This window comes from Metabacillus sp. 84 (genome assembly GCF_050107715.1).
Lineage (GTDB): Bacteria > Bacillota > Bacilli > Bacillales > Bacillaceae > Metabacillus_B.
Genome location: NZ_JBNILN010000007.1, coordinates 22,594 through 48,167, shown reverse-complemented (window position 1 = coordinate 48,167; position 25,574 = coordinate 22,594). Strand labels below are relative to the sequence as shown.

Annotated in this window: 25 protein-coding genes; 12 read left to right on the top strand and 13 right to left on the bottom strand. The window is 46.1% G+C overall.

The features are described from left to right. Positions 1–158: 158 nt before the first annotated feature. From ACQCV8_RS13440 to ACQCV8_RS13430, 3 genes are read left to right on the top strand one after another with little or no spacing between them, the layout of a single operon-like run. Entirely contained in the window at positions 159–944 is a 786-nt protein-coding gene (locus ACQCV8_RS13440; RefSeq protein WP_426845162.1) for a carotenoid biosynthesis protein, read from the top strand. Next, positions 913–1,569 carry a lysophospholipid acyltransferase family protein gene (locus ACQCV8_RS13435; protein ID WP_426845161.1) on the top strand — a complete coding sequence of 219 codons (657 nt, stop codon included), beginning with the start codon at positions 913–915 and terminating at the stop codon, positions 1,567–1,569. The genes ACQCV8_RS13440 and ACQCV8_RS13435 overlap by 32 nt, the downstream gene beginning before the upstream one ends. A 16-nt stretch (positions 1,570–1,585) precedes the next feature. Then, positions 1,586–3,061, top strand: a complete 1,476-nt coding sequence (locus tag ACQCV8_RS13430; protein WP_426845160.1) for a phytoene desaturase family protein — start codon at positions 1,586–1,588, stop codon at positions 3,059–3,061. 280 nt (positions 3,062–3,341) lie between these two features. On the opposite strand, the gene ACQCV8_RS13425 is transcribed toward ACQCV8_RS13430, so the two are convergent. From ACQCV8_RS13425 to asnB, 6 genes are all read right to left on the bottom strand, one after another. After that, entirely contained in the window at positions 3,342–4,484 is a 1,143-nt protein-coding gene (locus ACQCV8_RS13425; RefSeq protein WP_426845159.1) for an MFS transporter, read from the bottom strand. Positions 4,485–4,710: 226 nt separating this feature from the next. Then, positions 4,711–5,061 (bottom strand): DUF1516 family protein, encoded by a 351-nt coding sequence (locus tag ACQCV8_RS13420; protein ID WP_426845158.1) that lies wholly within the window; start codon positions 5,059–5,061, stop codon positions 4,711–4,713. A gap of 72 nt (positions 5,062–5,133) precedes the next feature. Continuing rightward, entirely contained in the window at positions 5,134–5,967 is an 834-nt protein-coding gene (locus ACQCV8_RS13415; protein ID WP_426845157.1) for a phytoene/squalene synthase family protein, read from the bottom strand. After that, positions 5,960–7,426 carry a phytoene desaturase family protein gene (locus ACQCV8_RS13410; RefSeq protein ID WP_426845156.1) on the bottom strand — a complete coding sequence of 489 codons (1,467 nt, stop codon included), beginning with the start codon at positions 7,424–7,426 and terminating at the stop codon, positions 5,960–5,962. Before ACQCV8_RS13410 ends, ACQCV8_RS13415 begins: the two co-directional genes overlap by 8 nt. Then, on the bottom strand, positions 7,423–8,949 hold the full coding sequence (locus tag ACQCV8_RS13405) for a phytoene desaturase family protein (protein WP_426845155.1): 1,527 nt from the start codon (positions 8,947–8,949) through the stop codon (positions 7,423–7,425). Before ACQCV8_RS13405 ends, ACQCV8_RS13410 begins: the two co-directional genes overlap by 4 nt. A 484-nt stretch (positions 8,950–9,433) precedes the next feature. Further along, on the bottom strand, positions 9,434–11,275 hold the full coding sequence (asnB, locus tag ACQCV8_RS13400; RefSeq protein ID WP_426845154.1) for an asparagine synthase (glutamine-hydrolyzing): 1,842 nt from the start codon (positions 11,273–11,275) through the stop codon (positions 9,434–9,436). Positions 11,276–11,433: 158 nt separating this feature from the next. On the opposite strand from asnB, the gene ACQCV8_RS13395 reads away from it, so the two are divergent. Then, entirely contained in the window at positions 11,434–11,994 is a 561-nt protein-coding gene (locus tag ACQCV8_RS13395; RefSeq protein ID WP_426845153.1) for a DUF2777 family protein, read from the top strand. A 39-nt stretch (positions 11,995–12,033) separates the two neighbouring features. Here the strand turns inward: ACQCV8_RS13395 and ACQCV8_RS13390 are convergent, their stop codons facing one another. Continuing rightward, positions 12,034–12,396: a YisL family protein gene (locus ACQCV8_RS13390; RefSeq protein ID WP_426845152.1), complete on the bottom strand. Its 363-nt coding sequence runs from the start codon at positions 12,394–12,396 to the stop codon at positions 12,034–12,036. A gap of 337 nt (positions 12,397–12,733) precedes the next feature. Here ACQCV8_RS13390 and ACQCV8_RS13385 point away from each other — a divergent pair, with 337 nt between their 5' ends. Then, positions 12,734–13,927, top strand: coding sequence for an ornithine--oxo-acid transaminase (locus ACQCV8_RS13385; RefSeq protein WP_426845151.1), 1,194 nt, complete (start codon positions 12,734–12,736; stop codon positions 13,925–13,927). Positions 13,928–15,073: 1,146 nt separating this feature from the next. On the opposite strand, the gene ACQCV8_RS13380 is transcribed toward ACQCV8_RS13385, so the two are convergent. Together ACQCV8_RS13380 and ACQCV8_RS13375 are read right to left on the bottom strand one after the other, a co-directional pair. Further along, positions 15,074–15,976, bottom strand: coding sequence for a fumarylacetoacetate hydrolase family protein (locus ACQCV8_RS13380; RefSeq protein ID WP_426845150.1), 903 nt, complete (start codon positions 15,974–15,976; stop codon positions 15,074–15,076). Positions 15,977–16,094: 118 nt separating this feature from the next. Next, complete coding sequence (locus ACQCV8_RS13375) at positions 16,095–16,946, bottom strand: radical SAM protein (protein WP_426845149.1); 852 nt, start codon at positions 16,944–16,946, stop codon at positions 16,095–16,097. Positions 16,947–17,039: 93 nt separating this feature from the next. On the opposite strand from ACQCV8_RS13375, the gene ACQCV8_RS13370 reads away from it, so the two are divergent. Beyond that, positions 17,040–17,336: an aspartyl-phosphate phosphatase Spo0E family protein gene (locus tag ACQCV8_RS13370; protein ID WP_426845148.1), complete on the top strand. Its 297-nt coding sequence runs from the start codon at positions 17,040–17,042 to the stop codon at positions 17,334–17,336. Positions 17,337–17,361: 25 nt separating this feature from the next. On the opposite strand, the gene ACQCV8_RS13365 is transcribed toward ACQCV8_RS13370, so the two are convergent. After that, the gene (locus ACQCV8_RS13365) at positions 17,362–18,522 is read right to left on the bottom strand and encodes a DUF418 domain-containing protein (protein ID WP_426845147.1); all 1,161 of its coding nucleotides are present in this window, start codon (positions 18,520–18,522) and stop codon (positions 17,362–17,364) included. A 119-nt stretch (positions 18,523–18,641) separates the two neighbouring features. On the opposite strand from ACQCV8_RS13365, the gene ACQCV8_RS13360 reads away from it, so the two are divergent. From ACQCV8_RS13360 to ACQCV8_RS13335, 6 genes are all read left to right on the top strand, one after another. Next, entirely contained in the window at positions 18,642–18,863 is a 222-nt protein-coding gene (locus ACQCV8_RS13360; RefSeq protein ID WP_426845146.1) for a spore germination protein, read from the top strand. Positions 18,864–18,874: 11 nt separating this feature from the next. Next, positions 18,875–19,102: a spore germination protein GerPB gene (locus ACQCV8_RS13355; RefSeq protein WP_426845145.1), complete on the top strand. Its 228-nt coding sequence runs from the start codon at positions 18,875–18,877 to the stop codon at positions 19,100–19,102. 93 nt (positions 19,103–19,195) lie between these two features. Next, a complete protein-coding gene (gene gerPC, locus ACQCV8_RS13350; RefSeq protein WP_426845144.1) occupies positions 19,196–19,810 on the top strand; it encodes a spore germination protein GerPC in 615 nt (204 codons plus the stop codon). Further along, positions 19,807–19,983, top strand: coding sequence for a spore gernimation protein GerPD (locus ACQCV8_RS13345; protein ID WP_426845143.1), 177 nt, complete (start codon positions 19,807–19,809; stop codon positions 19,981–19,983). The genes gerPC and ACQCV8_RS13345 overlap by 4 nt, the downstream gene beginning before the upstream one ends. A gap of 2 nt (positions 19,984–19,985) precedes the next feature. Next, positions 19,986–20,393: a spore germination protein GerPE gene (locus ACQCV8_RS13340; protein ID WP_426845142.1), complete on the top strand. Its 408-nt coding sequence runs from the start codon at positions 19,986–19,988 to the stop codon at positions 20,391–20,393. Between the two features lie 41 nt (positions 20,394–20,434). Beyond that, positions 20,435–20,653, top strand: coding sequence for a spore germination protein (locus ACQCV8_RS13335; RefSeq protein ID WP_426845141.1), 219 nt, complete (start codon positions 20,435–20,437; stop codon positions 20,651–20,653). Between the two features lie 43 nt (positions 20,654–20,696). Here the strand turns inward: ACQCV8_RS13335 and ACQCV8_RS13330 are convergent, their stop codons facing one another. From ACQCV8_RS13330 to ACQCV8_RS13320, 3 genes are read right to left on the bottom strand one after another with little or no spacing between them, the layout of a single operon-like run. Continuing rightward, complete coding sequence (locus ACQCV8_RS13330; protein WP_426845140.1) at positions 20,697–20,999, bottom strand: HNH endonuclease; 303 nt, start codon at positions 20,997–20,999, stop codon at positions 20,697–20,699. 17 nt (positions 21,000–21,016) lie between these two features. Continuing rightward, entirely contained in the window at positions 21,017–24,382 is a 3,366-nt protein-coding gene (locus ACQCV8_RS13325; RefSeq protein WP_426845139.1) for an AAA family ATPase, read from the bottom strand. Next, entirely contained in the window at positions 24,379–25,560 is a 1,182-nt protein-coding gene (locus ACQCV8_RS13320; RefSeq protein ID WP_426845138.1) for an exonuclease SbcCD subunit D, read from the bottom strand. Before ACQCV8_RS13320 ends, ACQCV8_RS13325 begins: the two co-directional genes overlap by 4 nt. Positions 25,561–25,574 lie beyond the last annotated feature (14 nt).

Below are 25,574 nucleotides of genomic sequence, written 5' to 3'. Positions count from 1 at the left end.
CTTCATTATCTTATTCCTTTTCCGCCTGCCACTGACCTGATAGCCCTATTGGTCTGGATTCGATTAGAAAGAATATCAATTAAGATGGGGAAGAACCGCTCATTTCTTGTACTGTCCCCCCTGCTCTGCCTATAATGACGGTAAAGAGGTGAAAAAAAGTGAAAGCAGATCATGGGCTGTATATATTTTTTCTTATTTGGTACGGATGCGGCGTCATCCTTCTCGGGTTTGATATCCTGCCATCATGGCTTGAATGGGCAAATGTCGTCTTTCTTATCGCAGCCGGGGTAATCGGCGGTATTTATTTGTATCATACATATGGAGTAAAGCTTGGAGTTTTGCTGTCGCTTACGGTCATTGTCCTATCCATATTCATTGAGCATTTAGGGGCTGAATACGGGTTTTTATTCGGTGATTATGACTATACGGAAGGTTTTGGCCCGCAGGTGTTTGGGGCACCGATTACGATAGGATTTGCCTGGCTGATGGTGATCGGCGGGACTCATGCGATTGTGAAAACCCTCCTGCCTGAAGCGTCTGCGGTGGTCTTCAGTGCTGCAGGGGCGCTTCTGGCGGTTATGATTGACCTGATCATTGATCCTATCGCCTATGAAGTGAAGGAGTATTGGATTTGGGAAGCGGACAGCTTTTACTACAACATTCCCTTCTCGAACTTTAGCGGCTGGTTTATCCTGGCGTTCTTCCTTCATATGATTATTCAGCTTACAGGAAGAGCGCACTATAAAAAGAACCTGCTCTGGGAGAACCGAATGGCGACCGTTTTCTTTTTAATCCTTTTTATGTTCGTCCTGCTGGCAGTGATTAATTCGCTTTGGCTTGCTGTTGCGTTTTCCATTGTACCGGCGCTTCTTATGCTCGGGATCTATATGTTAACGGTAAAGAGGGGTTCGCATGATCAAAGCAAGCAAAACCAGGTGGTTTGATTTTGGATTTTCTCAGTATACGAAACATTTATTTAAAAAGCATTTCCGGGGAATTTACGTGCACACAGACTCAGAGCTCCCAGCGCATGCGCTATGGTGCGCAAACCATTGTTCATGGTGGGATGGTCTTGTTTTGCATTATCTGAACCGGGCAGTACTTAAGCAGGATTTTCATGTGATGATGCATGAAAAAGGGATGCGGGAGTTCCCTTATTTCAAGCACCTTGGCGCTTTTTCCGTTAATCGGGACCATCCCAGAGATATCATCCAGTCGGTCAGATACGGAGGGGAGCTGCTCCGCCGCGGAAAGAGTGTGGCAATTTTTCCGCAGGGAGATGAGAAGCACCTTGAGCAGCGTCCACTTGCATTTCTTTCCGGGCTGACGGCCATGGCGGAGATGAGTCCGGAAACTCCCATACTACCGATTGCCCTCTATTATTCATTCGGCTCCGAGAAAAAACAGGAGCTTTATATTCATGTAGGATCCCCGCTATCTTACCAGTCTTTAAAGGGCAGCCGAAAAGAAAAAACGAAAACAGTAGAAGAGGTATTCACAGCCCAGTTAGATGACCTAAGAGAAAAGGTGATATCGGGACAGGTGAAGAATTTTTCCAATGTTCTTTAAGGAAGAAGGGAAAACGATGAAAAAAGCGGTTGTTGCAGGGGCAGGTCTTGGCGGTCTGGCCTCAGCCATCACTCTGGCCAGCAAAGGCTGGGATGTGACGGTTATTGAAAAGAACAGCCATCCCGGCGGCAAGCTGATGCCGGTGGCGCTTGGTTCGTACCGGTTTGATTTCGGGCCGAATACCATTACGATGCCACAGGTTTTTGAACGGGTATTCCAATATGCCGGAAAAAGAATGAGCGATTACTTAGAATTCATTAAGCTCGATCAGCATACCGTAAATTTCTTCCCTGATGGAACTCATTTTTATTTCAGCAGTGATGCAGATGCCATGAAAAAGCAGCTGAAGAACCTTGATCCAAAAGGCTATGAAAATTACGACCGGTTTCTTGCAGAAATCACCAGGCTGTACAAGCTGTCTGAAACGCATTTTTTCCCGCGTATGTTTAAAAGTGTGCTCGATTATGCTTCTCCGAGCTTAAGCTATGCGTTTATGAAGGTCCGTCCGCTAGAAACGATGGATCATTTTTTCAGAAGGTATTTCGGCAATGAACATGTCGTTCAGGCTTTTAACCGGTATGCAACCTATATCGGTTCATCCCCTTATCAGTCACCGGCCACATTTGCGATGATCGCCTACCTGGAGCTTGTGCAGGGCGTATTTTATGTAAAAGGCGGAAATACAAGGATTGCGGAAGCATACTTCAGCCTCGCAAAAGAAATGGGCGTTCAGTTTTTAATGAATACGAAGGTTCAGGAGCTTCAGGTTTCCAATAAGAGGATTAATACGGTGCTGCTTGCAAACGGTCATGAGCTGACAGCGGATGAAGTGGTGCTGAATGCCGACTTGCTGAAGGCTTACCCTGAGCTGATCGCTGAGACAGACCGCCCGAAGTTTACTGATAAAAAACGAAACAGCTACTCGCCATCCATTTCCGCATTCGTTATAACCGCAGGGATAGAAGGCAAAATAGAAAAGCTGGCCCATCACAGCGTCTTTTTTTCAAGCGATTACCGAAAGGAGTTTGAAGACCTCTTCAGCAGCCAATCCTATAGTGAGGATCCGACCATATACATAAGCAACTCATCATTCAGTGACCCTGCGCAGGCACCAGATGGGAGCAATTTATTTATTCTTGTAAACGCCCCTCCCCTTACAGAGGAAGGACGGCTGCAAATTTCCCCTCAGCGCTACAAAACGCTCATCTATGAAACACTCGAAAAGAGAGGAATTTCCCTGACCGGCCGAATAAAAGAAGAGAGGCTTTTCACCCCGCTGGATATTCAGGATACATTTGGGGCTTACCGCGGGGCACTTTATGGAATTTCAGCCAACAAGAAATGGGATGCCTTTATGCGTCCGGGCAATTTTCCGGCGGACATCCAGAACCTCTCCTTTGCAGGGGGCAGTACTCACCCCGGAGGCGGATCACCGATGGTCACAATGAGCGGGATGAACGTTGGAGAAGAGATTGCAGGCAGGAAGAGATAAGGAGCCTGCTAAACGAGGAGCAGCGTGTAAAATCTTAATCTTAGACCTGAAAAATAAGACCTGAACAGGTGTCCATTGCGTCTCAGAATGGAACCTTTCAGGTCTTTCATTTTTTAGTTTTCCTGGCTTTCCTATTGCTGCTGTTTATAATAGGGTATTTTTCTGACCCGTGGCATACCTGAGCAGAATTCTACCGGAATCTTATTCCTGCAGCACTTCTGGAAATCCGCTATCCGACCCTTCGCTCAGGTAAAAGATTCGTGTAGAGAAGGCGGCCGGCCTAGCGCAATCTGAAAAAAACGAGCATCACAAGAACTAGAGCCAGGAGCTGAAACGCAAATTGGACCCCATACCAGTCTGCCGCATAACCGAAGCTGATGCCGATCAGAATGGACAGCACATTGCAGATAAAGGCGTCGATCGAGGCTACGGTCACTCTGTAATCATCTGCTGCCTTGTCCTGCACCATCCCCGAAAGAATCGGACTGATCATTTCAAGCAGAGCGATGGCACCGATCACAAATAAAATGGCGCTCCAATGAGTAAGAGACCCGAATAAAAAAACACAGACGGCGGCTGCAGCAAAAACCGGCCGCAGACCATATCCGCTAGTTTGATAATAACCGGATATCAAGTTGGCGGCTGCGCTTGAACCAGTGATGGCAAAACTGATATATCCGAAGTATAAAACAGAGATTCCTGCAGCGGGATACACAAGCATACTCATCTCATGCAATTCGCTGTGAAGCACCGTCCCTGAAATCCCGCTTACCAGCATGATCATAAGCAGGCGTTTACTTCTCACCGTATAGGCAATAGCTGCTTTCAGCTGAATCCATACATGTTTTTGAAAAATAGGTCCATCTGATGATTCTCTTTTCGGCTCTTCTAAAGAAAGGGCTAAATAGAGACAAAGGGGGAAACCGGCGAGAGATAGCCAGTATACTGCTTCAAACGATGTATAATATGCGATATAGCCCCCGGCGATTGAGGACAGGCCGAGCGCAGCATTTCCGGCAAATTGGCACCGCCCGTTCCATTTCACATACTCTTCTGCCCTGCCCTCTTCCTTTAAAGACATATATAGAATAGACTCCGTCACACCTGATTTCATCGATCCGCCTATTGCAGCGGCCAGATAGGCCAGGCTAAACCCGTACATATCATAAGCAAAAATAGAAAACAAAAATTCAAAGTAGCAGATAAATAACCCTGCAGCGAGCATGTATTTCTTTTTCCATATATCCGCCAGCGCCCCGCTCGGTATTTCCAGAAGCGCACTGATCAAAGCGTATAGGATTATCAGGTTTTGCATATCTAAAATGGATAAGCCGCGCGACTCTGCAAAGAGCCGCTCGATTACATAAGCAAATACGAGTGCTTCACATATTGAAATCCCCAGCAGTTTCCAAGTATTTTTCATCGTTTTCGTCCCCCTGATTTTTCTTTTTGCTAAAATCAATCAGGCGGACCCCGCACACGCGGTCAAAATCAGCTGCTGGATTTATTGCGGATCATCCTGCATCTCCTCCTTTTTCCTTTACTAAGCATTTATTCTGGAATGAACGGGATATTCCTTCTGGTTAAGCAAAAGAAAGAAACTGCCCTGCCTGCGTTAAGGGCGCCCTTTTTCCATTCATAGACTCCAGTCAGAAATGAATCCCAAAAGGGAGAATGAACCCCAGCAGCAGCGTGGCTCCAAGAAGGGTCAGACAGATGACCCAGAGAGCCTTATACGTTTCTCCCTTTACTTGATGGACTAGAATGATTTCCATAATTGCGATGGTTAAGCCCCCAAGAGCGGTCTTAACTAGATGGCCGAAGGAAATGGGAATTTGGGCAACCAGGTAGAATCCTGTAAACAGGACAAACATGTAGAGGACACGCAGCACGTAGTGAAGGAAAGCAGCCCTTTTTTTCAGGCCCTTTTGATTGAAACGGTAAACGGCAAAAAAGAGCAGGACTGCTGCCAGCCAGCTCAAAATATGATAATTTGTCACGTATTTTTCCTCCAATATTTGATTCTGACACAAGCTTACCATGAAAAAGGAAGCGTCCAAGAAACGCTTCCTTTAAATTTGTGACAATATAGAGATTTTCTCGTCCTGAGTCACATAGTTTCGTTTGCCGAAAACTTGATAGTGATTGCCACGGACCTTGTTTAATATAGCTTTGTAAAAAAATGCAGCGGCTTTTACAGGTGTTCTTGAATGGAGTGGATATTCGCTGATTGTGTCCATCGCTTCTTCGTAATAAGCTTCTGCTTCAAAAGCGAGGTATTCCCACACAGAAATAAAAGAATCGCTGATTATCCCTGATTCAAGCTCTCTTTCACTGTAGCCGAACTGATCCATTACTTCTTTTGGAAGATAAATCCGGTCACGATCCAAATCTTCCCCGATATCCCTTAGGATATTTGTGAGCTGCATCGCGATGCCAAGTGCTATAGCTCCGTTGCGCAGTGATTTCTTCTTTTTGGGAGCAAGAATCGGCAAAAGCATAAGTCCGACTGCACTGGCTACATGATAGGAATAGTCAAACACTTCTTCCAGCGTTTCGTATCTTTTTTTCGTCAAATCCATTCGCTGGCCTTTAATCATATCCCAAAATGCTTCCTCATCCATATCATAGCGGCTGAATGTGTCTTCGAGAGCGAGCCATATGTAGTGGCCGCGATCATGCCCGTTGTTTAAGAACCGTTTAAACTCCTCCTCGAACGCCAGCAATTCCTTTTCGGGATTCGTCCCTTCATCCACGATATCATCTACTGTCCTGCAAAAAGCATAGACGGCCCAAACCGCATTTTTCTTTTCTGAAGGGAGAAGAGAGAATGCTTTATAAAACGACTTGGAATGAATTCTAATAAGTTCTTCACATTGTGCATATGCGGTTTTAATCTTATCCACTTAAGCTCACCCCTTTATGTTTTTTTACATCTTCAAGCAGCTCGGATACCATCATTTTCGCACCCTGCATAACAAGCGGAATCCCGCCTCCTGGGTGAATGGATGCACCGGCTGCATACACATTTTTGAGCCTTGATGGCCGAACCTGCGGCCGGAACACACCGGATTGGAAGAGCGAAGGGGCAAGGCCAAAGCTTCCGCCTTCAAACAATCCCTCTCTATTGGCATCATTCGGAGTCTTGATTTTTTTCCAGATGATGTGCTCACGCAAATTTGGAAATCCTCTTTTTTCAAGACTGCTGATTATGCTTTCAACAAACTCATTCTGCTGTTCCCAGTCAATATGATTACCGGATGGAACCGGAACAAGGGCATAGAGGACGCTTTTCCCTTCTGGGGCAAGAGATGAATCAATAATCGATGGATGAAACGCATAGATGGATGGATCCGATGGAACTGTTTTTGAAGCAAATACCTCCCGCATATGCTTCTGAAAATCAGCACCCATAAAGAATTGATGCACAGAAGCCTCCTTATACACTTTGTCCAATCCCATGTACAGGAGCAGACAGCCTGATGAAGGCGTGTAGTCACGCTTCGGTACGTGCGGCTCCAGCATGTGGGAAACGGATGGAAAATCCCCGTTCATGATCAAGTAGTCGGAAGGGTGGTATTCTCCATTCACATAAAGTCCTTCAGCCCTTTCCCCATTGGAGGAAATAGACTGGACAAGGGCATTTTTTCTGATTTCAACCCCTGATTCAATGAGCACCTTTTCCAGAATCTCCACAAGGCGAGCATATCCGCCTTTCATATAATAAACCCCATGCTTATGCTCACTGTAGGAAACCAGGGAATACATAGCTGGTGATTCAAAAGGATTCCCCCCGATATAAAGGGTTTGCAGGGAGTAGGCCTGTCTAAGCCTGTCATCACGGAAATATGTTTTCAGCGAATGATGGACATTCCGGTATGCTTTGAGCTTCAATAGTGTTCTGATGTTATGTTGTGTCCAAAAGGACCGCCTGTCCACGAAAGCTTTCTCGAGAAACTGATCCTTGCCGAGCCGGAATCTTGTATCCATATCCTCCATAAATCTGGCAAAGCCCTTTTCTTCTCCTGGAAAGTTTGTTTTAAGCTCGTCCATTTGTTTTTTAAAATCTGAAAACTTGGAATAGGTTGTTCCGTCTGCAAAGTGAAGTTTGTATAGAGGGTCCAGTGAAACAAGCTCGTATTCTTCGTCCTCAATGCCGGATTCCCTTAAGATGCTCTGGAGCATCTCAGGCAGGAGAACGATTGTAGGTCCTTCGTCTACCTTGTAATCTCCCTCACTGACATAGGAGAGTCTTCCTCCAAGCCTGTCACTCTTTTCAAATATCGTAACATTAAACCCGTTCTTTTTCATCAATAAAGCGGTTATGAGCCCGCCTATTCCGCCGCCTGCTATACTTGCTTTCATAATGCATTCCCCAGTCTTTTGTCAGATTTGAAATCAGCCGGCTTTCCTCCATGCCGCTCATGAATCATATTCGTTGTAATCCGTGCTGACTCAAGGATGGTTGGCAGTCCGCTCCCGGGGTGAGTTCCCCCTCCAACAAGCCAAGCGTGCTCGAGCTCTTCAAATTCATTATGGGGTCTTAGAACCATCATTTGTGTCAGGTTGTGTGCTAGGTTAAAGGTAGCTCCCTTATATACGAAAATCTCTTTTTCCCATTCCTTCGGGGTAAGGACCCGTTCAGTTAGTATATGCTTATCCAAATCTTTAAATTCCGTACGCTCATGCAGGGTCTTCAGCATAAGGTCCCGAAACGCACCCTTTTCTTTATCCCAGTCAATCCCGCTCTTGTTGCTTGGAACAGGCGCAAGAATATATAGAGCGGACTGACCTTCAGGAGCAAGAGTCGGGTCTGTCACACTTGCATTCTGGATGTAAATCGAAAGATCATCAGGAAGGGAAAAATCTTTTGTGATTTTCTCCACATACTGTTTATAGTCTTTTGAAAACAGGATCGTATGATGCGGAAGATCGTATTTTTTATCCACTCCGAGATAGATCATAAATGTGGAGCAGGAGAATTTCTTCTTCTCAAGCTTTTGTCTGCCGTATTTTTTCAAAGCCCCATCTTCTACCAGATTTGTAACAGCATGCCCAAAGTCACCGTTAATGACGACCTCGTCTGCATAAACTTCCTCGCCGGATTCAAGCTTTACACCTTTTACCTGCCGTCCCTCCATAAGAAGCTTATCCACACCCATGCCAAGATGAACCTTCCCCCCAAGTTCTCCAAAAGCCTTCGCCATTGCTTTCGGAAGCTGGTTTACTCCTCCGATTGGATGGAAAACTCCATGTGCATGCTCCATATATGAAAGAATGGAGAAAGCACCCGGACATTCCCACGGAGACATCCCAAGGTATTTAGATTGAAACGTAAAGGCGAGCTTAACTCTTTCATCCTTGAAGTAGCTTGAAAGCACATCATATAAGCTCTTCGTTAACGTCAGCTTTGGAATGGCTTTTAAAACCCTCCAGCTTAAATAGTGGCGGAACCGGTCCATTCTGCTTTGCAGGATCGGGGTAAGCCTGTCCATCTTCTTTTCAGTATCTTTCATAAATGACAGATAGCCCTCCCCGTCTCCAGGGGCAAACTCTTCAATTCTCCGTTTCATCTCGTCCCGGTTCCTTGTCATATGCAAACTCTCATCCTCAAAAATGAGTTCATACATGTCATCAATCTCTTTTAATTCAAGGTAGTCATAAAGGTTCTTCCCTGCTGCTTCAAATATCTCTTCCGCCAGATGAACCATGCTCAAAAACGTTGGTCCTAAATCAAAGGTAAAGCCATCCATTTCCAGTGAAGAATTTCGCCCGCCTATATACTTTTGCTTCTCGTAAACATCGACATCGTAGCCTTTGCCTGCAAGCTGAAGCGCTGCAGCCATTCCGCCCGGACCAGCGCCGATTACGATTATTTTCTTTGTCATGATGGGTCGTCCCCCTGAAATTATACATTAGTTATACAAATATTATACGAATTAACGAATTAAAACACAACGAATAACTATTCTCTTCCACTATACCCTACCCTGCGCACAAGAGTTCAATTATGGCTGAACGGTCTTACCCGGAAATTTCATCCATAAGATCTTAGCCCTGAAACCGATTGAACGGCAGGAAGGACGGGCGAAATCTGATTGGGCCCTAAACGATTTATGCGGAGAATCAATAAAAGCTTTTTGAATCCGTTTACCCAGGTTCCGGGATGATGTGCGGTGGTGTTGCCTCCGACCCTGTTTTCCGATCTGACAGGGACGGAGAGGATACGCTGCAATGTACCGAACAGAAGGGGGACAGAGTTTAGTGCCCTGCCAGATTGGGGCCAGGAGGAAAAGGCAGAGGAATCATAAAATCATAGAATCACTGCCTGAGTGCGCGGGACCCAATTGGGAATAACGGCGGCCTGAAATCTTATAAACTGATTTGAACCCGGTATTTCTCTGCCCATACATGAATTTGACCAAGATGGGCAAGAAGCTGCGGACCGCTCATCAGCTGGCCGAACCAGGGAGTCCCAAAATCGCTGCCATTCGTTTCAATGAGGCGGTTTAGCTTTTCTTTTTCAAAAAGCTCATGAAGAATCGAATCCTTCTGCTTTAAAGAGTTCTCAAGCATAACCCTGACTGCTTTTGTGTAGGCAGGATGATACGTTTTCGGATAAGGACTTTTTTTCCTGTACAAAACCTCTTCAGGAAGAACGCCCTCCAATGCTTTTCGCAGAATCCCTTTTTCCCTGTCTCCGTGCATCTTCATTTCCCAAGGAATGTTCCACACATATTCTACAAGCCGATGGTCTGCAAATGGCACCCTTACTTCAAGGCTTGCTCCCATACTCATCCGGTCTTTTCGGTCAAGCAGAGTAGTCATGAACCAAATCATGTTTAAATAGAAAAGCTCGCGCCGCTTGGCATCCGTTTCGCTTTCCCCATCAAGTGCAGGAGTTTCCGCAGCTGTTTCATCAAATCTCGATTCGACATACTCAGCGAGATGCAATTCGCCCTTCCATTTATCATTGAGCAAACCGGTTCTTGCTGCAGTTGACCTCATCCACGGAAACACATCCGCTTCACCCGGGCGGTGAAACCAAGGATAGCCGCCGAAAATTTCATCCGCACACTCTCCGGAAAGCCCGACTGTGAAATCTTTCTTTATTTCACGGCAAAACCAGAGAAGCGAGGAATCAATATCCGCCATCCCCGGCAGGTCCCGGACTTCAACTGCCTCTTGTAAAAATTGGGCAAGTGTTTCCTGGCTGATGATACATCTGTGATGCTCCGTGCTGAATGCATCCGTCATCTTTTGAATCCACGGCCCGTCAGAATTCGGCTGGAAGTCGTTCGCTTTGAAAAATTTTTCGTTTTCCTCGTAATCAATGGAAAACGTATGCAGCTGTCCTTTTCCTTCTTTTTTATAAGATTCCGCAGCAATCGCGGTAATCGCACTCGAATCCAGTCCTCCTGACAGAAAGGTGCAAAGCGGAACGTCTGACACGAGCTGTCTTGTAACCGCATCGGTAAGCAGAAACCGGACTTTTTCTACCGTCTCATCAAATGAATCGGTATGAGGCCGGCTCACAACATTCCAATACCTCCATTTCTTCAGACCATCCCTGCTCAGGATTAAGGCATGGGCCGGACGAAGTTCAGAAATTCCGCTGTAGACCCCGTGCCCGGGAGTTCTGGATGGTCCGAGACCCATAATCTCAGCTAATCCCTCCCGGTTCATGACCGGTTTTGCATCCGGATGGGCAAGAATTGCTTTTAACTCGGACCCGAACAGCAGCGATCCATTGTCGTACCGGTAAAACAGCGGCTTGACCCCCATACGGTCCCTTGCGAGAAACAAACGTTTTTTGCTTGAATCCCATATCCCAAAGGCAAAGATTCCGTTTAAATGGTCCAAACAGTTTTCTTCCCATTCCATATAAGAGGCAAGGAGGACTTCCGTGTCTGAATGTCCCCTGAACGTATACCCTTTGCTTAAAAGAACTTTACGGATGTCCTCTGTGTTATACAGCTCGCCGTTATAGCAGATGGTATATTCTTTTCCGTCTCTCTCTTTTGTCATCGGCTGGACTCCGCTCTCCGGATCCACCACCGTCAGTCTCTTATGTCCGAACCAGACATTCGGCTGCCACCATAGGTTTGTGTCATCCGGCCCCCGCTTTGAAAGGGTTTCTGTCATGGCAGAAACGACACTGCGCTCTCCTGAAAGACTCCTCTTATGATCAGCCCACCCTGTAATACCGCACATATCCGCCATCTCCCTCAATCATATTTCATCAGCTGTTCCTATCCTATTCACAGTCTATGATTGATTGAATTGTCCTCATGAAGAACTTGTTGAATAAAGTTGTCCGATTACGGGTAAAAAGATATGTACATAGACAAATATGCTCTGGAGGGAACAACATGGCTTCTTCATTAAGAAAAAAATTGCTTCATACCCAGGAAAGGTCATGTATGATTGGCAGCATCTGCAGCTTAGAAGGAGAATGGCTGTTTTTTGAGGAGGATGCCGATGAAGGCAAGCTGATTGATTCAATGGATTTAAGCGACATGCATGTCATGAAAGACGGAAGGTGGACGCAGGCAATTTGGCTTTCTGATGGAAAAGTAAAAACTGATTCTGAAGAACTGATTTTGACAGATTCTCACTTAATCAGCGTTCGCAGAAGACTCCCCTTTGCTTTTGAACAAATGCTCCGCTCCCTTGATGACGATTCCTTCATCCGCTTTACAGGAGAACTGAATAATCTTGGTTTCTCCACATATGATTGCATTTATTGCTACAATCACCTTTTATTCGCCAATAATAAATTGAAAACATCCTGTACGTCCTTTTATCAATTTGATAATGAAGACAGCATTTGCGGGGTACAGCACCACCGCATGCCGGATCATGACATAATGGATCGTTATGAATTCACAACAAGCCTTGGGAAGCGGGCCATCCTGCTTTTAAAAAAATAAAAAGTCTGCCCCTGGATACTGCCGGGTGCAGACTTTTTTTCAGACGCCCATTTTGAGAAAACCAAGCGGCAATCGCCAGCCGAGCAGCAGAACGAGAACAAGCGCAATGATCAGCTGAATCCAAAAGCTGCGGACAGGCTTTCCTTTTTTCGAACGGACAAGAATCATCTCCATTGAAGCAATCACCCAAAGACCGGAAACGCCTTTAATAATATACTCGGCGTACATTCCATAAATCCCAAGTACTACAATAACCCCGGATACAATGATCAGAATATAGAACACCCGCAAAATCATATGAACAATTTTGGAAGCCTTCGCGTTCCCTGAAGTATGTAGGTAATACGCCGCAAAAAATAAAACAAGCCCAAGAATCCACGAAGTAATGTGCAAATGAATCATTCAATTCCCCCCTTTTTTGTCAAAATTCTACACACTCATTTTACCATGAATCAAACAGGCAGATAAAAAATTCGCAAAAATCTGCAAACAGATCCGCAAGGACGTCACCTTTGGCGATTACGGGCAGACTCCCGGGTGCGGGCAGCTTCTTGTCAGCCATTAAGCATGCATAGCTGATTTGACTTTGCTCCATCCCTTCCTATTAAAGTATGACCTTATCACTCTTCTTGCTGCTCTATTGTCATCTCCCTTCTACTAAGATATTGTATAGATAGGTGTTAATTTTCTAATTATTGAAAGCGCTACACACTCTATTCATATTAACGGAGGGATTTGTATGACGACCAAAACATCTCACGTCATTGAACAAACCGAAAAATTCGGAGCCAACAACTATCACCCGCTGCCGATCGTTCTCTCAAAAGCAGAAGGGGTTTGGGTGGAGGATCCTGAAGGCAACAAATACATGGATATGCTTAGCGCGTACTCCGCAGTAAATCAGGGGCACAGACACCCAAAAATTATTCAGGCGCTGAAAGAGCAGGCAGACCGGATTACGCTTACCTCCCGTGCTTTTCACAATGATCAGCTTGGTCCCTGGTATGAAAAGGTGGCGCAGCTGACCGGAAAAGAAATGGTGCTTCCGATGAATACAGGAGCCGAAGCAGTAGAAACCGCTGTAAAAACAGCACGGCGCTGGGCCTATGATGTGAAAGGTGTAGCTTCAGATCAGGCTGAAATCATCGTATGCGAGGACAATTTTCATGGCCGGACTATGACTGCGGTATCCATGTCCTCAAGCGATGAGTACAAACGGGGCTTCGGACCAATGCTTCCAGGCATTAAAGTAATCCCTTACGCAGATCTGGAAGCACTTGAAGCCGCCATCACGCCTAATACAGCAGCCTTTATCATTGAACCGATCCAAGGCGAAGCAGGCATCAACATTCCGGAAGACGGCTTCCTGAAAAAAGCGAGCGAATTATGTAAACATCACAACGTACTGTTCGTAGCAGATGAAATACAATGCGGACTCGGCCGTTCAGGAAAAATGTTCACATGCAACTGGGAACAGGTTGAACCGGATATGTACATTCTTGGGAAAGCGCTTGGAGGAGGAGTCTTCCCAATCTCCTGTGTAGCCGCAGACAAAGAGATTCTGGGAGTGTTTAATCCCGGCTCTCATGGCTCAACTTTCGGAGGAAATCCGCTTGCCTGTGCAGTATCTATCGCTGCATTGGATGTCCTGATTGATGAAAAGCTGGCAGAGCGTTCTCTTGAACTGGGAACCTACTTCCAGGATCGGTTAAGAGAAATAAAGAATCCGGTTATTAAAGAAGTTCGTGGAAAAGGTTTGTTCATTGGAGTAGAGCTTCACGAAGCAGCAAGACCATACTGCGAGAAATTGAAAGAAGAAGGACTTCTCTGTAAAGAAACCCACGATACCGTCATTCGATTTGCCCCGCCGCTAACCATATCCAAGGATGACTTGGACTGGGCGATTGAAAAGGTTTTTGCCGTTTTATCTTAAAGCGGATTTTTAGGAAGACCATTTCTGAAGATTTAAGCTGCCGGGAGAGCCGCTTCAATCAGGCAGAAGGTAAAAATAGGTTTTGCCGGGCATACATTTGAGGTCGGAGCACAGCTCCGGCCTGTTTTTGTATGGTCAGGACACAGCAGGGTATTAAAACTCGCTGTTTTTCCTAAATCTCGCTCGCTTTTTTTTGATTGGAAGCTTAATTTTTATTTTATTGTCCGTATTTTGATTTTATTGTCCGTACTTTGGTTTTATTGTCCGTACTTTGGTTTTATTGTCCGTATTCTGGTTTTATTGTCCGTACTTTCAATTTATTGTCCGTATCTATGAATATAAAGACTTTTCGACAAAATTCGCTATTTTACGAGCAGGCGCAAGCCGGGTCACCGACCGCTAAGCTGCGAGAGGCTCTCCTTGCTTGCTCTGTCACAGGAGCATTAAACCGGTTCCTTTTCAAAATCAAATCCCATTTTCGACTGAAAGTGGCAGTGATTCTGGCTGTTCTTACTTTCTACCTTGTATTAACCCCCATTTATAGTACCAGTCTCCCCCGCTTTTGTTCTGATTGGAAGCTTAATTTCTATTTTATTGTCCGTACTTTAATTTTATTGTCCGTACTTTGGTTTTATTGTCCGTATTCTGTTTTTATTGTCCGTACTTTCGATTTATTGTCCGTATCTATGAACATAAAGACTTTTCGACAAAATTCGCTATTTTACGAGCAGGCGCAAGCCGGGTCACCGCGAAGCTGCGAGAGGCTCCCATTGCTTGCTCTGTAACTGGAGAATTAAACCGGTTCCTTTTCAAAATCAAATCTCATTTTCGACTGAAAGTGGCAGTGATTCTGGCTGTTCTTACTTCCTACCTTGTATTAACCCCATTTATAGTACCTGTCTCCCCCGCTTTTGTTCTGATTGGAAGCTTAATTTTTATTTTATTGTCCGTACTTTCGATTTATTGTCCGTACTTTGAATTTATTGTCCATATTCTGGTTTTATTGTCCGTACTTTCGATTTATTGTCCGTATCTATGAATATAAAGACTTTTCGACAAAATTCGCTATTTTTCGATTGGCGGCTGCTATCTTAAGAACAAAAATAAAAGACCTCCTTCCATGGCTGGAAGAAGGTCAAACAAGTGTCAGTTCACACCGTTCTCAAGAGTACCGATTCCTGTAATGGATATTTCAACCATATCTCCTGATTTTAAGTACCTTGGCGGATTGAAACCCTTTCCTACTCCGCTTGGGGTACCGGTGGCAATGATATCGCCGGGTTCCAGTGTTGTCCCTTGAGAAATGGTGGAAATAATCGATGCGATGGAAAAGATCATATCTTTTGTATGGCCGGATTGGCGGACTTCTCCGTTTACCCTCGTCTCAATTTGCAGTTCTTGCGGATCGGGAACTGCAGATTTATGTACGGCATAAGGTCCGAATGGACAGGAAGTATCCAGACTTTTTCCGAGCAAAAATTGTTTATGGTTTGCTTGCAGATTTCTAGCGGTTATGTCGTTTACAATGGAGTAGCCGAACACATAATCCATCGCCTCTTCAACCGGGATTTGCTTCCCCTTTTTCCCTATGATCACCGCGAGTTCTCCTTCGTAATCCAGCTCCTGCGTCAAATGCGGATGCGGATCAATCAAATCCCCATGGGCGATTACGCTTGTCGGTGCTTTGGAAAACAGCATGACAAATTTTGGTATATCCGCCTCACTGCCCATTTCAACAGCGTGATCGCGGTAGTTTTTCCCGACACAGAAAATATTTTTTCCGGGTCTTGGAATCGGTGCGAGCAAATCTACGTCAGACAGCGAGTAAACCAGTTCCTGGTGCTCATCTGACTTTTTAAATCTCTGCTCCATCAGCTGAGCCTGACTGATAAATTGATCCCCGTCTTTAATACAGTCCTCAAGATTTGCCGGAATGGTGTCCATATCAAAAAACTTCTTTTCTGCTCTTTGTAGATCCAATATCTGCTCGTCTTCCAGAACCAATCCAATAAACGTTCTCCCATTAAGCCTGGCTGCAGCAAATTTCATATACGTTTACCCCCATTGCCGTTCTGTCTGTTCTCTAATCATTCCAGAATCAATCTTACTCTGTATCTATTCTTTCGACATTCTCCTCTTGATTTCCTTCTTCCGAAACTTACTGCACTTAATCCTTCGTTCGAAACGGAGCAAATCCATCCTGGCTGATGCGCACATTGTTCTTCCCGAAAACAGCTTCGAACCTTTTCTTCTCTTTATTAAGCCGTTCCGGTTTAAACCACGCCTCTTCATTAAGCTCCTCCAGGATGTTACGGACTCCTAAAGAAACAGATCGGCGCCCGCCTGCTCCATCGCCCTGGAAGAAATCATCCAATGTAACGATCCCGGCCGCCTGTTTAAGCGTTTCGGGGAAATCATCTGTGAAAGGAAGCATAGGCGCAACAGCCGCCTGTGACGGGACTCCCGCCTCTGCCACCTGCTTTAATGCCCTGATTCTGGCTGCAATCGGAGGAGATGCCGGAGCGAATGCTTTGCGGACTTCGTCACGGTCTGTTTCAATCGTCATGCTGAATAACATGCCGCTGCCAAGTTTTTTAAACAAATCAAGATCTCTGGCAGCGAGAGGACTTCTCGTTTGCACGAATAGAAAATCAGGCTTTTCTTCCGTCATGGCCGAGAGCAGGGTCCTGGTAATCTCTTCTTTTGCCTCCTCACCCTGATAGGGATCTGTGCTGGAAGACATAAAGATACGAAGCGGGCCTTTCGCTTTCGCCCTCTTTAATTCGTTCTTAAAGCGTTCCTTTTCCGCCTGTTTAATATCGACCCACGTCCCCCACTCTTCACTCCGGAACAAGGAGACAGGCAATTTTCTTACATAGCAGTATGAGCACCCGAACGCACATCCTGTAAAAGGGTTTAAGGAGTGGGTATAATCATGCAGAAATCCACTCGTCTTCGTTAAAAATGCTCTGGGAGTCTTTTTTGTGACCTGCACATTTTCATCCCCTTTTTGTAACATTGTGTAACATTTTATGTTTTTTTATCGAAACTGGATACTTTTTCAAATTCCATTGTATAATAGTCTTATCCATTTTTTAGGACGAGCTGTTTGGTGAAGAAGATAGGTTTGCAACCGATTTCCCGCTCCTGTGTTTCCGATTTGAAAAGGACGGCTTGCCTGCAGCTTCTGATTAACGAAAAAGTACCTTTGAAAGTTGGAGAAGAAATGGCCTTTTTTAATGAAATTGAATCGAAAAGAAAAAGTTTAATTGATCTCGCATTAAAGCATGGTCTTAATTCCGACGTGACTCTCAAGTGCAGCCAGGAGCTGGACCATCTTCTTTTGCAGGAAATCAAACACCGGCAATCTCATCTGCAGAACATACACAAGAAATCCAAAACGAGCTGAAATCAGCCAATTTCCCCTAGTACAATCACACGTTTCGGTAAGTAAACCGCCTCCACCACTTTTCTGCCGGTCCCTGTTCAAAGCGCTTAAACCATAGAAAACTCATAAAAACCAGCACTGCATAAACAGATAGACCAATGAGAAGCGCCTGCAGTGAACCGGTTTTTCCATACAGTCCCAGTCCATAAGAGTAGAACAGGGCCGTACAAATCACTGACTGAAGCAAATAATTGCTCATTGAAGCTCTTCCCGCATATGTGAACAGCTGAAACAAAACGATCCGCTTCTCTCTGAATGTGTAAGAAGCGAGAAGAAGGATGGAAATATAAAAGAATGCCAAAAGAGGTCCCCCTATGGATTGGTGCATGTAGCTCCAAAAGACAGAGGCAGGAAAAAAGACCGGCATCCCTTTGATCAGCAAGCCTGCAGGACCCGCTGCGGCTGCAATCTTTATCCACTTCTTAGCCGTTTCCACTGATGGATTTTTCTCAAACCACCCGCTTTTCATGGCATATCCTCCAAGCAGGAACATCGGCAGGATCGAAAGAAGCAAAAATGGCGCCATTAAAAAATTGTTTACATAATACCAATCCTCTGCCCGCTGCCTGATCAGCTCTAAAAAGGTGCCAGTTTGATAAACATCCGTTATTCTTTCCGTTCCATTTTCTTCCACCTGTAACCCGTCTTCCCCTATCATCAATAAGCCGAATAGGGAGGAAGGAATCAAAATGAGCGACAGCCCCCATTTTGCCAAAGATCGGGCACTTCTCTGGATAAACAGCATAAAAATGAATCCGATAACCGCATATGTAATGAGAATATCTCCATGCCATATCAGAAAAGCGTGCAGCACCCCGATAATGAGCAAGCCTGTCATTCGTCTGGAAAAATAACGGCTGGGGGATTGCCCTCTTGCTTCAAGCCTGCTGTAGAACATAACGGCTCCAGCTCCAAACAGAAAAGCAAACATCGGATAAAAGCTTGTCTGAGCAAAAACGAATACAAAAACTTCTGCGATTCTGTCTGCTGCTCCTGTACTGTGAATAAGAGAGTTACGGTACAGTGCGGGTCCTGAAAAATCAAGAATGTTAACCAATAAAATTCCTAATAAGGCAAACCCTCTTAATAGATCCAGCGATTGAATTCTCTCCCCCTTTGAAATGGAGGCTGCTCTCTCATTTCCCATCTTTTCATCACCTCCGCGTTTATCACAAGTCTCCGCTCTTGTCATAAGATAAAGTAACTTTATGATTCATTCTACATCTGCGGCCGCCGCCCTTCAAGAAAATGAAAAGGATGTTAGCCATGCCAGCCATTGTCGGTGTTTTTAAGGTGAACAGTCTTGGTTCAAGCAGTGTGCTTCACATTGGAGACGTGTTTACGATTGCCCCCGTCAGCAGCGTCAAGACTTTCTCAGGGGCAGGTTCTTTCAATACAGGAGACGGGATGACCATTTTTAATCAAAATAGTGTCACGAATACATTTGACCAGGACGTAGTGGATCAGCCTGTTGTTGGAAACGCATAGAGGTGAAATGGATGAACTTTTATATTAATCAGTCAATTTGTATTAACTACCTGCGTGTAGGAGCTGTCAATAACTCATCCGTCCTCCAGATTGGAAGTGCCGGTTATATCAAATCACTCTCCAACCTCTACAATACCGGGGGATTTTTTGAAACAGCTCCGCCTGCGACCAGACGCGCAGAGCTTGGGCAGGTTCTCTCAAGGCCGCTAGTCCCTCTCGCACCTCCTCCCTCCAGATAGCAGTGAACCGTTTAACCTATAGGCATTCACCCAATTTGCTTTCACTGCATACGATGCATTAAGCAATGATCGTAGGATTGAGAGGTGTTTGCTATGTATTACGGTAACGATGTAGGCTCCTATCTTCAGCAGCTGTGCCAATGCATTCAGTCCCAGCAGAATAAAATCCAGCAGCTGGAGACGATGATTGTGCAAATGTCTGCCGATTTGAAGGCCCTCAAGGATAAACCTTCCACAAGCATTGAGAAAATCGAGTACAAATTCGACCAGCTCAAGGTTGAAACCTTGGAAGGGACACTGAATATCGGCTTAAATCCTACTGATCCTGAACAAATTGAAAATTTCGAAGTCATCCAAAAGGGTCAGCAGGTTGGAAAATTGGAGCGTGAGTACAGCGGCGAAACGTATGCTATAGCACTTGACCAGCTGAATACGTATTTAAGTGAAGAATGCATCATGATGCTTGAAGCGCAGGAGCAGCGCCATAACCGAAAACTGAATGATGAGCAGCGGAAAATGGTCATTGAAGATATCCGCAAGCAAATAGATACGAGAGTCCAATATTATCTAAAAACCGCAAACTTCCAGGAGGGCGATCCAGAGGCCCAGGCCGATCAGATTACTGCAAGAGTAAAGGAAGAGATTGCTCAATCAGTTGACCATTTTATTAAATACCTTCCTGTCGAAGTGAAAGGAGATCAGCCGTGAACTTTACCGTCGTAAACAAGGATATCAATGTTGTGTTCTGCAGAGTAGCCGCTGTTGCTACTTCGTCTGTATTTTTAATCGGGGATGCGAACAGCATTGCAGGTTCTGCTGTATTTGACACTCCTCCGGAATCGCTGATTATCGGACCTTTTGTCCCGCTGGCGCCGCAATAAGAATGTATAACCGGAATTCGATTGTCGACGCGGCCTATGTAAATACTCTTGGTCTTTCTTCTGTCTTTCAAATTGGCGACTCAAGGGAAATTGTTCCTAAAGCCAATGTTTTCGCCGTGCAGCGGGAAGCTGAAATCTTCTATGACAACGAGGGGGATTTCAGCAGGTATGAAATTTTCCAGATCCCTATTCCAAGACCGGTTAGGACGGAGACCGTCATCCCGTCTTACTTCCATGAAAAACCTTTTATCCGAGTCAAGTTTGTAAAATTGCTGGCCGTTTCGACCTCCGGTGTCTTCCAGATTGGTTCAACCGACTTAATAGATGCGGAAGCAAGGGTGAAGCATACGCGCCAGCTTTTCCGGCCGGGCGGAGCATTAGATGCGGAAGCACAATCCGGCCAGGACTGAATATACTGGTCATATGACTTAGAGAATAAAGGGTGCTTGCCATGCCAGCTATCGTCGGTCCTATTAAAATCAACACCGTTGCCGGCGGGGTCGTTAACTTTGGTGATACGTTTTACCTATCCCCTAAAAGCTCCTCCAAATCAGCTGCAGGCTCGGGCGGAGGAAACACAGGTGACTTCTGGATCTTAAATAATGGAATCAGTGCCACAAATATGATTGATCCGGATGTGGCGGATCAGAATATTGTTGCCAATAATTGATGAAAAAGAGCACCTGCGCAAAAAAGCGGTGCTCTTTTTCATCCTATTTACGCTTCCGTCTTTCAGCGGATTTTCTCGTCTGGATCAGCTTTGTAGACGGCTGCTTCCGGATCCATTTAATAAACTTGGACAGCTTTTCATCGCGCTGCAGATCCTCAATGGCAGAGAGCCTTGCTGCCAGCTCATCATTCGTGTAGAGGGCATGAATTTGCTTATGGCATGGTATGCACAATGGAGCTGTCGGGAGAAACGTCCCGCCCATTTCTTTCGGAACAAGATGGTGGATGGTGATCTCCACGTCCTTTCTTCTGCAGAGCCTGCATGTTCCAATTGTTTTTTTAGCCATATGCTGCCCCCTCCCCTTTACAATGTTTCCAATGCTACTGATGTCCCGTTTCCAGCTGGATCAGCCGGGGTTACGACCAGTTTTTTTGAAAGCCGCGCCCGAAGCTCCGGCACGTGGCTGATGACTCCGACAGACAGATTGTTTGATTGCAATTTCTCAAGCGCTGTCACGACAGTGTCGAGAAGGTCTGTATCCAGAGTGCCAAACCCTTCGTCAAGGAAGAAGAATTGCAGAGGAAATTCACCGCGCAGCTGAATTTGCGTCGACAGGGAAAGAGCCAGTGCAAGTGAAGTCAGGAAGGTTTCTCCTCCGGAAAGACTTGTTACCGGTCTTCTTACCCCGCCGTTTGCATCATCTCTCATAATGAACCCGCCCTGCGAATCGACTTCAATCGCATACCTTTGCCTCGTCAGCAGCCCCAGCCGTTCGGAAGCATCTCTTGACACATGGTGAAGCTGTTCTTCTGCAATGTATTCAACAAAGCTGTTGCCTTTAAAAACCGCCTGCAGCTGTTCGAGATCGGCTGCTTTTCCCGATATTTCAAGCCGCTGCTCCTCTAATTTTTCATAGCGGCTGTGCTTTTCTTTTAAAAGCTCAAGGGATTTTAACGCTGCTCCCCTGAGTCCCTCAGCCTCACTTACAAGATTCTCATACTCCTCTGCAAGCTGATTGGTTTGCTGCCACGCTGCCTCATCCAGCGTTCTGCCGTCAAGTTCGCCGCTGATTCGTTTTAAGTCTGCCTTGCATTGCTTCCAATTATCCAGGAACGCTTCCGTTTTAGCGGTATAGCTTTCTTTTACCTGATGATTGAGAAGACTTTGCCGGACATCGAGGATGGAGTTCATAGCAGATTGACTCAGCTGTGCCTGCCAGCTCTCTCTGGCCTCCTGAACGGTTTTCACGGCATCCTGAAGGCTTTTGAGGGCGGCTGAATGTTCTTTTTCAGCATTCCGCAGCTTCTGAGCTGTTTCTTCATATTTCTGCGACAGCTGTTTTTCCTGTTCGCCCAATTGGACCAGCCTGCTTTGAATGGCTTTAAGCTGGACTGGAATCGGGTCATTTCCCGCTTCTTTTGCAAGCATGGCTTCCTTTTCAGCCAGCCTCTCCTTGACGGACTGCTTCTTCTCGGATGTTTGGATGTATTTTTTTTCGAGCTCTGCCAGCTGATCACCGGCATTTTGACGTGCCTTCTCCTGCTGATCAATGTATTCGACACTCTTGTTTACTCGCAGCTGGAGGCTTTCAAACCGGGCGTCCTTCTCCTCCATGTCCTTCATTAACTCTGGGAGCTGCTCCAGGTTAAAATCAGGGTGAGCCTTTTCCCAGCTTTCCTTCAGGCTCTCTTCCTTCTCTTTCGCGCTCTGAAATTTTCCTAATGCATTCTGAACTTCCAGCCTCAACCGCTCTTCCATTTTCGCCGACTGCTGCTCCTCCGTTTGGAGCTGATTGAGAATTTTCATATGAGAGGATGCTTGTGTCCGAATGTGCAGAAAATCCTGCTTCAGCATCTTTAGTTCAGGTTCCTCGTTTTCCTGAATCTGTTCCATGGAGGCTGCACTCTCTTCCTGCAAGGACATTTCATGAAGCCATGGAAAGTCGCTGATCAGCTCAGAAGACAGTTCTTCCATTTTCAGTTTAAGATTTTCTGCTTCCATAAGCCAGGCGCGGCTTGCTTCCAGCTTTACTTCCTGCTCTTCAAGATGGTGTTTGCCTTCATCGCGGGTTCCGCCTTCGACTGGTGAGGGATGGCTCAGCGATCCACAAACCGGGCAGGCTTCTCCTGCTATCAAAGAAGCGGACAGCTGGATCGCAATCGAGTGAACTCTCTGCTGCTCCAGTTCAGCCCGTGCCTTTGCAGCCTTCTCCTGATAAGAGGTGATCTTCTTTTCCAGGCGGTTTCTGAGTTCGCTTGCTTTGGAAAACATCTGAAGCAGTCCGCTGTACATAAGCGTCACCTTCTCTTTTTCCAGTTCCTGTTTTTTCTGCCGGGCCCGTCTCTCTTTAGAGGCTGCTTCTTCCTGCTGACAGGCATAATCATAAACCTTTTCGGCTTCTCTCCGCTGTTCCTCTGCGTAATTCCATTCCTTGCGTAAATCTGCGGCTGAATGGACACTTTTTCTGTAAACCGATGAAACGGTTTGGGTTTCAAGCTCCTGCTTTATTTCTTGCTGTTTTTGCTTCGCTTTTTGCAGGAGATTGCCAGCGCGGGCAAGCTCGTGCTCAGCCTGTTTCCGTGACTGTTCAAGTTCAGCGAGCTCCATGCTGAGCTTTTCCATTTCACTTTTCCGCTCATCGCGCTCTTTTTCTGTTTGAAGCAGCTGGGTTAGCTGCTCTTTCCTCACAGCGAGAACCGGTTCACTTTTCTCTTTTTCCATTTTCGCCTGCTCGTAGGAGCCCTTCGCTTCAGATGTTTTTTCCTTTTGAAGCGCCTGCTCGGCTGCCCATTTTTTTTCGGTTTCCAACAGAGCGTTATGCTTTTTTTCAGCCGCTTCAAGGTATTCCAAATAAGGACTCAGCCGTTCTGCCTGATCCGAAAGCTTCAGCTGTTCCTTCATTCTGCTGATTTCTTCCGACTGGCTTTCAAGCTTCCTTTCCTCTTCCTTCAGCCGCTCCAAATCGAGCTGGAGTTCCCAAATTCTCTGCTGCTGAGATAGCTTTTCACGGACGGCTCTTCTTTCCGCTGTCCTTTTTTCAAGTAAAAGCGAATGGTTCTGCCACTCTATTTCTGCTTGTTTCAGCGCTTCCTTAGAGGCATCCCCGAGACCTGCCTGCTCCGCTTCTGTTTCCCTGAGCCGGGATTTGGCCTGTCCGAGCCTCGTGCGGAGCTTTGAAAGCAGCTCATCTCCATACTGCTCCAGATGAAAAAGCCGCTGAAGCATCTGTCTCCGTTCCGATCCTTTAAGAGAGAGAAATTCTGCAAATTTTCCTTGAGGCAAGACGACGGCGCGGGTAAAATCATCGATTGTCAGTCCGAGCAATTGGTGTACCTTTTCATTCACTTCACTTGCTTTATCTGCTAGAACAACGGGTTCCGCCTCCAAATCAATCAGGCGTGAAATAGAGCCTTTTACCCGGTGCTCATCCGTTCTTTTATAGGTTCTCTCCACCTTGTACCGTTTTACTTTGGCTCCATTTCGAAGCTCGAATGTGTAGGAAACGGAAAGCTGGTCTTCTGCGTGATTCAAAATGCCATGCGTATTATTTGCAGCCCGTTCCACTTTTCCATACAAAGCGAGAGTGATGGCATCCAGAATGGAAGACTTGCCGCTTCCCGTCGGACCGAAAATCCCGAATACACCACCGTCACACAGCTCTTCAAAATCAATGGTCTGTTTTTCTCTGAAGCTATGCAGTCCGGTTATCGTCAGCTCTATCGGCTTCATGCAAGCTCCGCCTCCTCTTTTTCCCCTTCGCTCACGAGCTCACGAAAAAGGGTAACGAGCCTCTCGTCCGGTTTCGCTCCGCCGGTCTGCTTTTCATAGAAACGGACAAACAATTCATCAATCGGAACACTCGACCTCGATTCCGGCTGAAGAGCTTCTTCTTCTGAATGGAAAACCGGCCGGATATGAACAATGCCCGAATGGTTTTTTCTCAGATTCTGAATCTCTTCGATTGAAAGTGCTTCTGTTAAATGAATCTCTAAATCTACCCATGCATTTCTATCTTTTCCCTGATTAAACCATTCATGCACCTCGGCCAGCCCTCCTGAAGCCTTCCATCTTACAAGCGGCTTTCCGCTTGTAAGAAACACCTCCGTTACCTTAGCCTCCTGGCCAGGATCTGCATCGATAATGGTCACGGATTTTGCATATCCTGATTCGGAAAAACTGTAGGCAAGCGGAGATCCCGAGTAACGGGCATGGGTGAGGGCCCGCTTTATGGTTTGCGGTCTGTGCAAATGCCCGAGTGCCACATACTGCGCTGAAGCAGGCAGGCTGTCTGCCGCTACAGTATAAGCCCCTCCTACTTCAATCGGGCGCTCAGAGTCAGAGGTACTTCCACCGGCAACATGAAGGTGGCTCATCGCAATGTTAACTGCGCCGGTGCTGAACGGACTGCACATACTCTCAAAAAGCCCTTTAATTTTGGCATCATAATGGTTTCTCATTTGAAGCTCGTCAAAATTATCTGACAACACCTGTTCAAGTCTTGATTCTGAAGGATAGGCGAGGGCAGCCATGTTCATCGTCTGCCCTGCGATCGGTACGTCTACACGGAGCAGTCCTCCGGCTGGATAGCCGATTAGATGAATGCGGTGATCCCCGGCAAGGGGTGCTGCAGCTGCAAGCCGTTCCGGGTTATCATGATTACCCGCGATAACAACCACCGGACGTTTCCCTTTATCGGACAGTCTTGCAAGACTTTCGTAAAACATTTTCTCCGCAGCGGACGGAGGATTTACCGTATCGAACACATCACCTGCCATAATGACCGCATCGATTTTTTCTTTTTCCACGATTTCAGCAAGCTCGTCCAAAAAGGCGGCCTGCTCAGGCAACCGGCTCCGTCCCTCGAGACTCTTCCCGAGATGCCAGTCGGCTGTATGCAAAATCCTCATTGTCCATTCCCTCC

Bases quoted from the DNA above. Each gene is read 5' to 3' on its own strand.
- gerPC (WP_426845144.1), top strand. From the start codon at position 19,196: ATGTATTACGGTAACGATGTAGGCTCCTATCTTCAGCAGCTGTGCCAA.
- ACQCV8_RS13320 (WP_426845138.1), bottom strand. From the start codon at position 25,560: ATGAGGATTTTGCATACAGCCGACTGGCATCTCGGGAAGAGTCTCGAG.
- ACQCV8_RS13375 (WP_426845149.1), bottom strand. From the start codon at position 16,946: ATGTTACAAAAAGGGGATGAAAATGTGCAGGTCACAAAAAAGACTCCC.
- ACQCV8_RS13365 (WP_426845147.1), bottom strand. From the start codon at position 18,522: ATGGGAAATGAGAGAGCAGCCTCCATTTCAAAGGGGGAGAGAATTCAA.
- ACQCV8_RS13325 (WP_426845139.1), bottom strand. From the start codon at position 24,382: ATGAAGCCGATAGAGCTGACGATAACCGGACTGCATAGCTTCAGAGAA.
- ACQCV8_RS13410 (WP_426845156.1), bottom strand. From the start codon at position 7,426: ATGAAAGCAAGTATAGCAGGCGGCGGAATAGGCGGGCTCATAACCGCT.
- ACQCV8_RS13435 (WP_426845161.1), top strand. From the start codon at position 913: ATGATCAAAGCAAGCAAAACCAGGTGGTTTGATTTTGGATTTTCTCAG.
- ACQCV8_RS13430 (WP_426845160.1), top strand. From the start codon at position 1,586: ATGAAAAAAGCGGTTGTTGCAGGGGCAGGTCTTGGCGGTCTGGCCTCA.
- ACQCV8_RS13405 (WP_426845155.1), bottom strand. From the start codon at position 8,949: ATGACAAAGAAAATAATCGTAATCGGCGCTGGTCCGGGCGGAATGGCT.
- ACQCV8_RS13380 (WP_426845150.1), bottom strand. From the start codon at position 15,976: ATGAAATTTGCTGCAGCCAGGCTTAATGGGAGAACGTTTATTGGATTG.
- ACQCV8_RS13395 (WP_426845153.1), top strand. From the start codon at position 11,434: ATGGCTTCTTCATTAAGAAAAAAATTGCTTCATACCCAGGAAAGGTCA.
- ACQCV8_RS13425 (WP_426845159.1), bottom strand. From the start codon at position 4,484: ATGAAAAATACTTGGAAACTGCTGGGGATTTCAATATGTGAAGCACTC.
- ACQCV8_RS13340 (WP_426845142.1), top strand. From the start codon at position 19,986: ATGTATAACCGGAATTCGATTGTCGACGCGGCCTATGTAAATACTCTT.
- ACQCV8_RS13360 (WP_426845146.1), top strand. From the start codon at position 18,642: ATGCCAGCCATTGTCGGTGTTTTTAAGGTGAACAGTCTTGGTTCAAGC.
- asnB (WP_426845154.1), bottom strand. From the start codon at position 11,275: ATGTGCGGTATTACAGGGTGGGCTGATCATAAGAGGAGTCTTTCAGGA.
- ACQCV8_RS13355 (WP_426845145.1), top strand. From the start codon at position 18,875: ATGAACTTTTATATTAATCAGTCAATTTGTATTAACTACCTGCGTGTA.
- ACQCV8_RS13330 (WP_426845140.1), bottom strand. From the start codon at position 20,999: ATGGCTAAAAAAACAATTGGAACATGCAGGCTCTGCAGAAGAAAGGAC.
- ACQCV8_RS13335 (WP_426845141.1), top strand. From the start codon at position 20,435: ATGCCAGCTATCGTCGGTCCTATTAAAATCAACACCGTTGCCGGCGGG.
- ACQCV8_RS13385 (WP_426845151.1), top strand. From the start codon at position 12,734: ATGACGACCAAAACATCTCACGTCATTGAACAAACCGAAAAATTCGGA.
- ACQCV8_RS13390 (WP_426845152.1), bottom strand. From the start codon at position 12,396: ATGATTCATTTGCACATTACTTCGTGGATTCTTGGGCTTGTTTTATTT.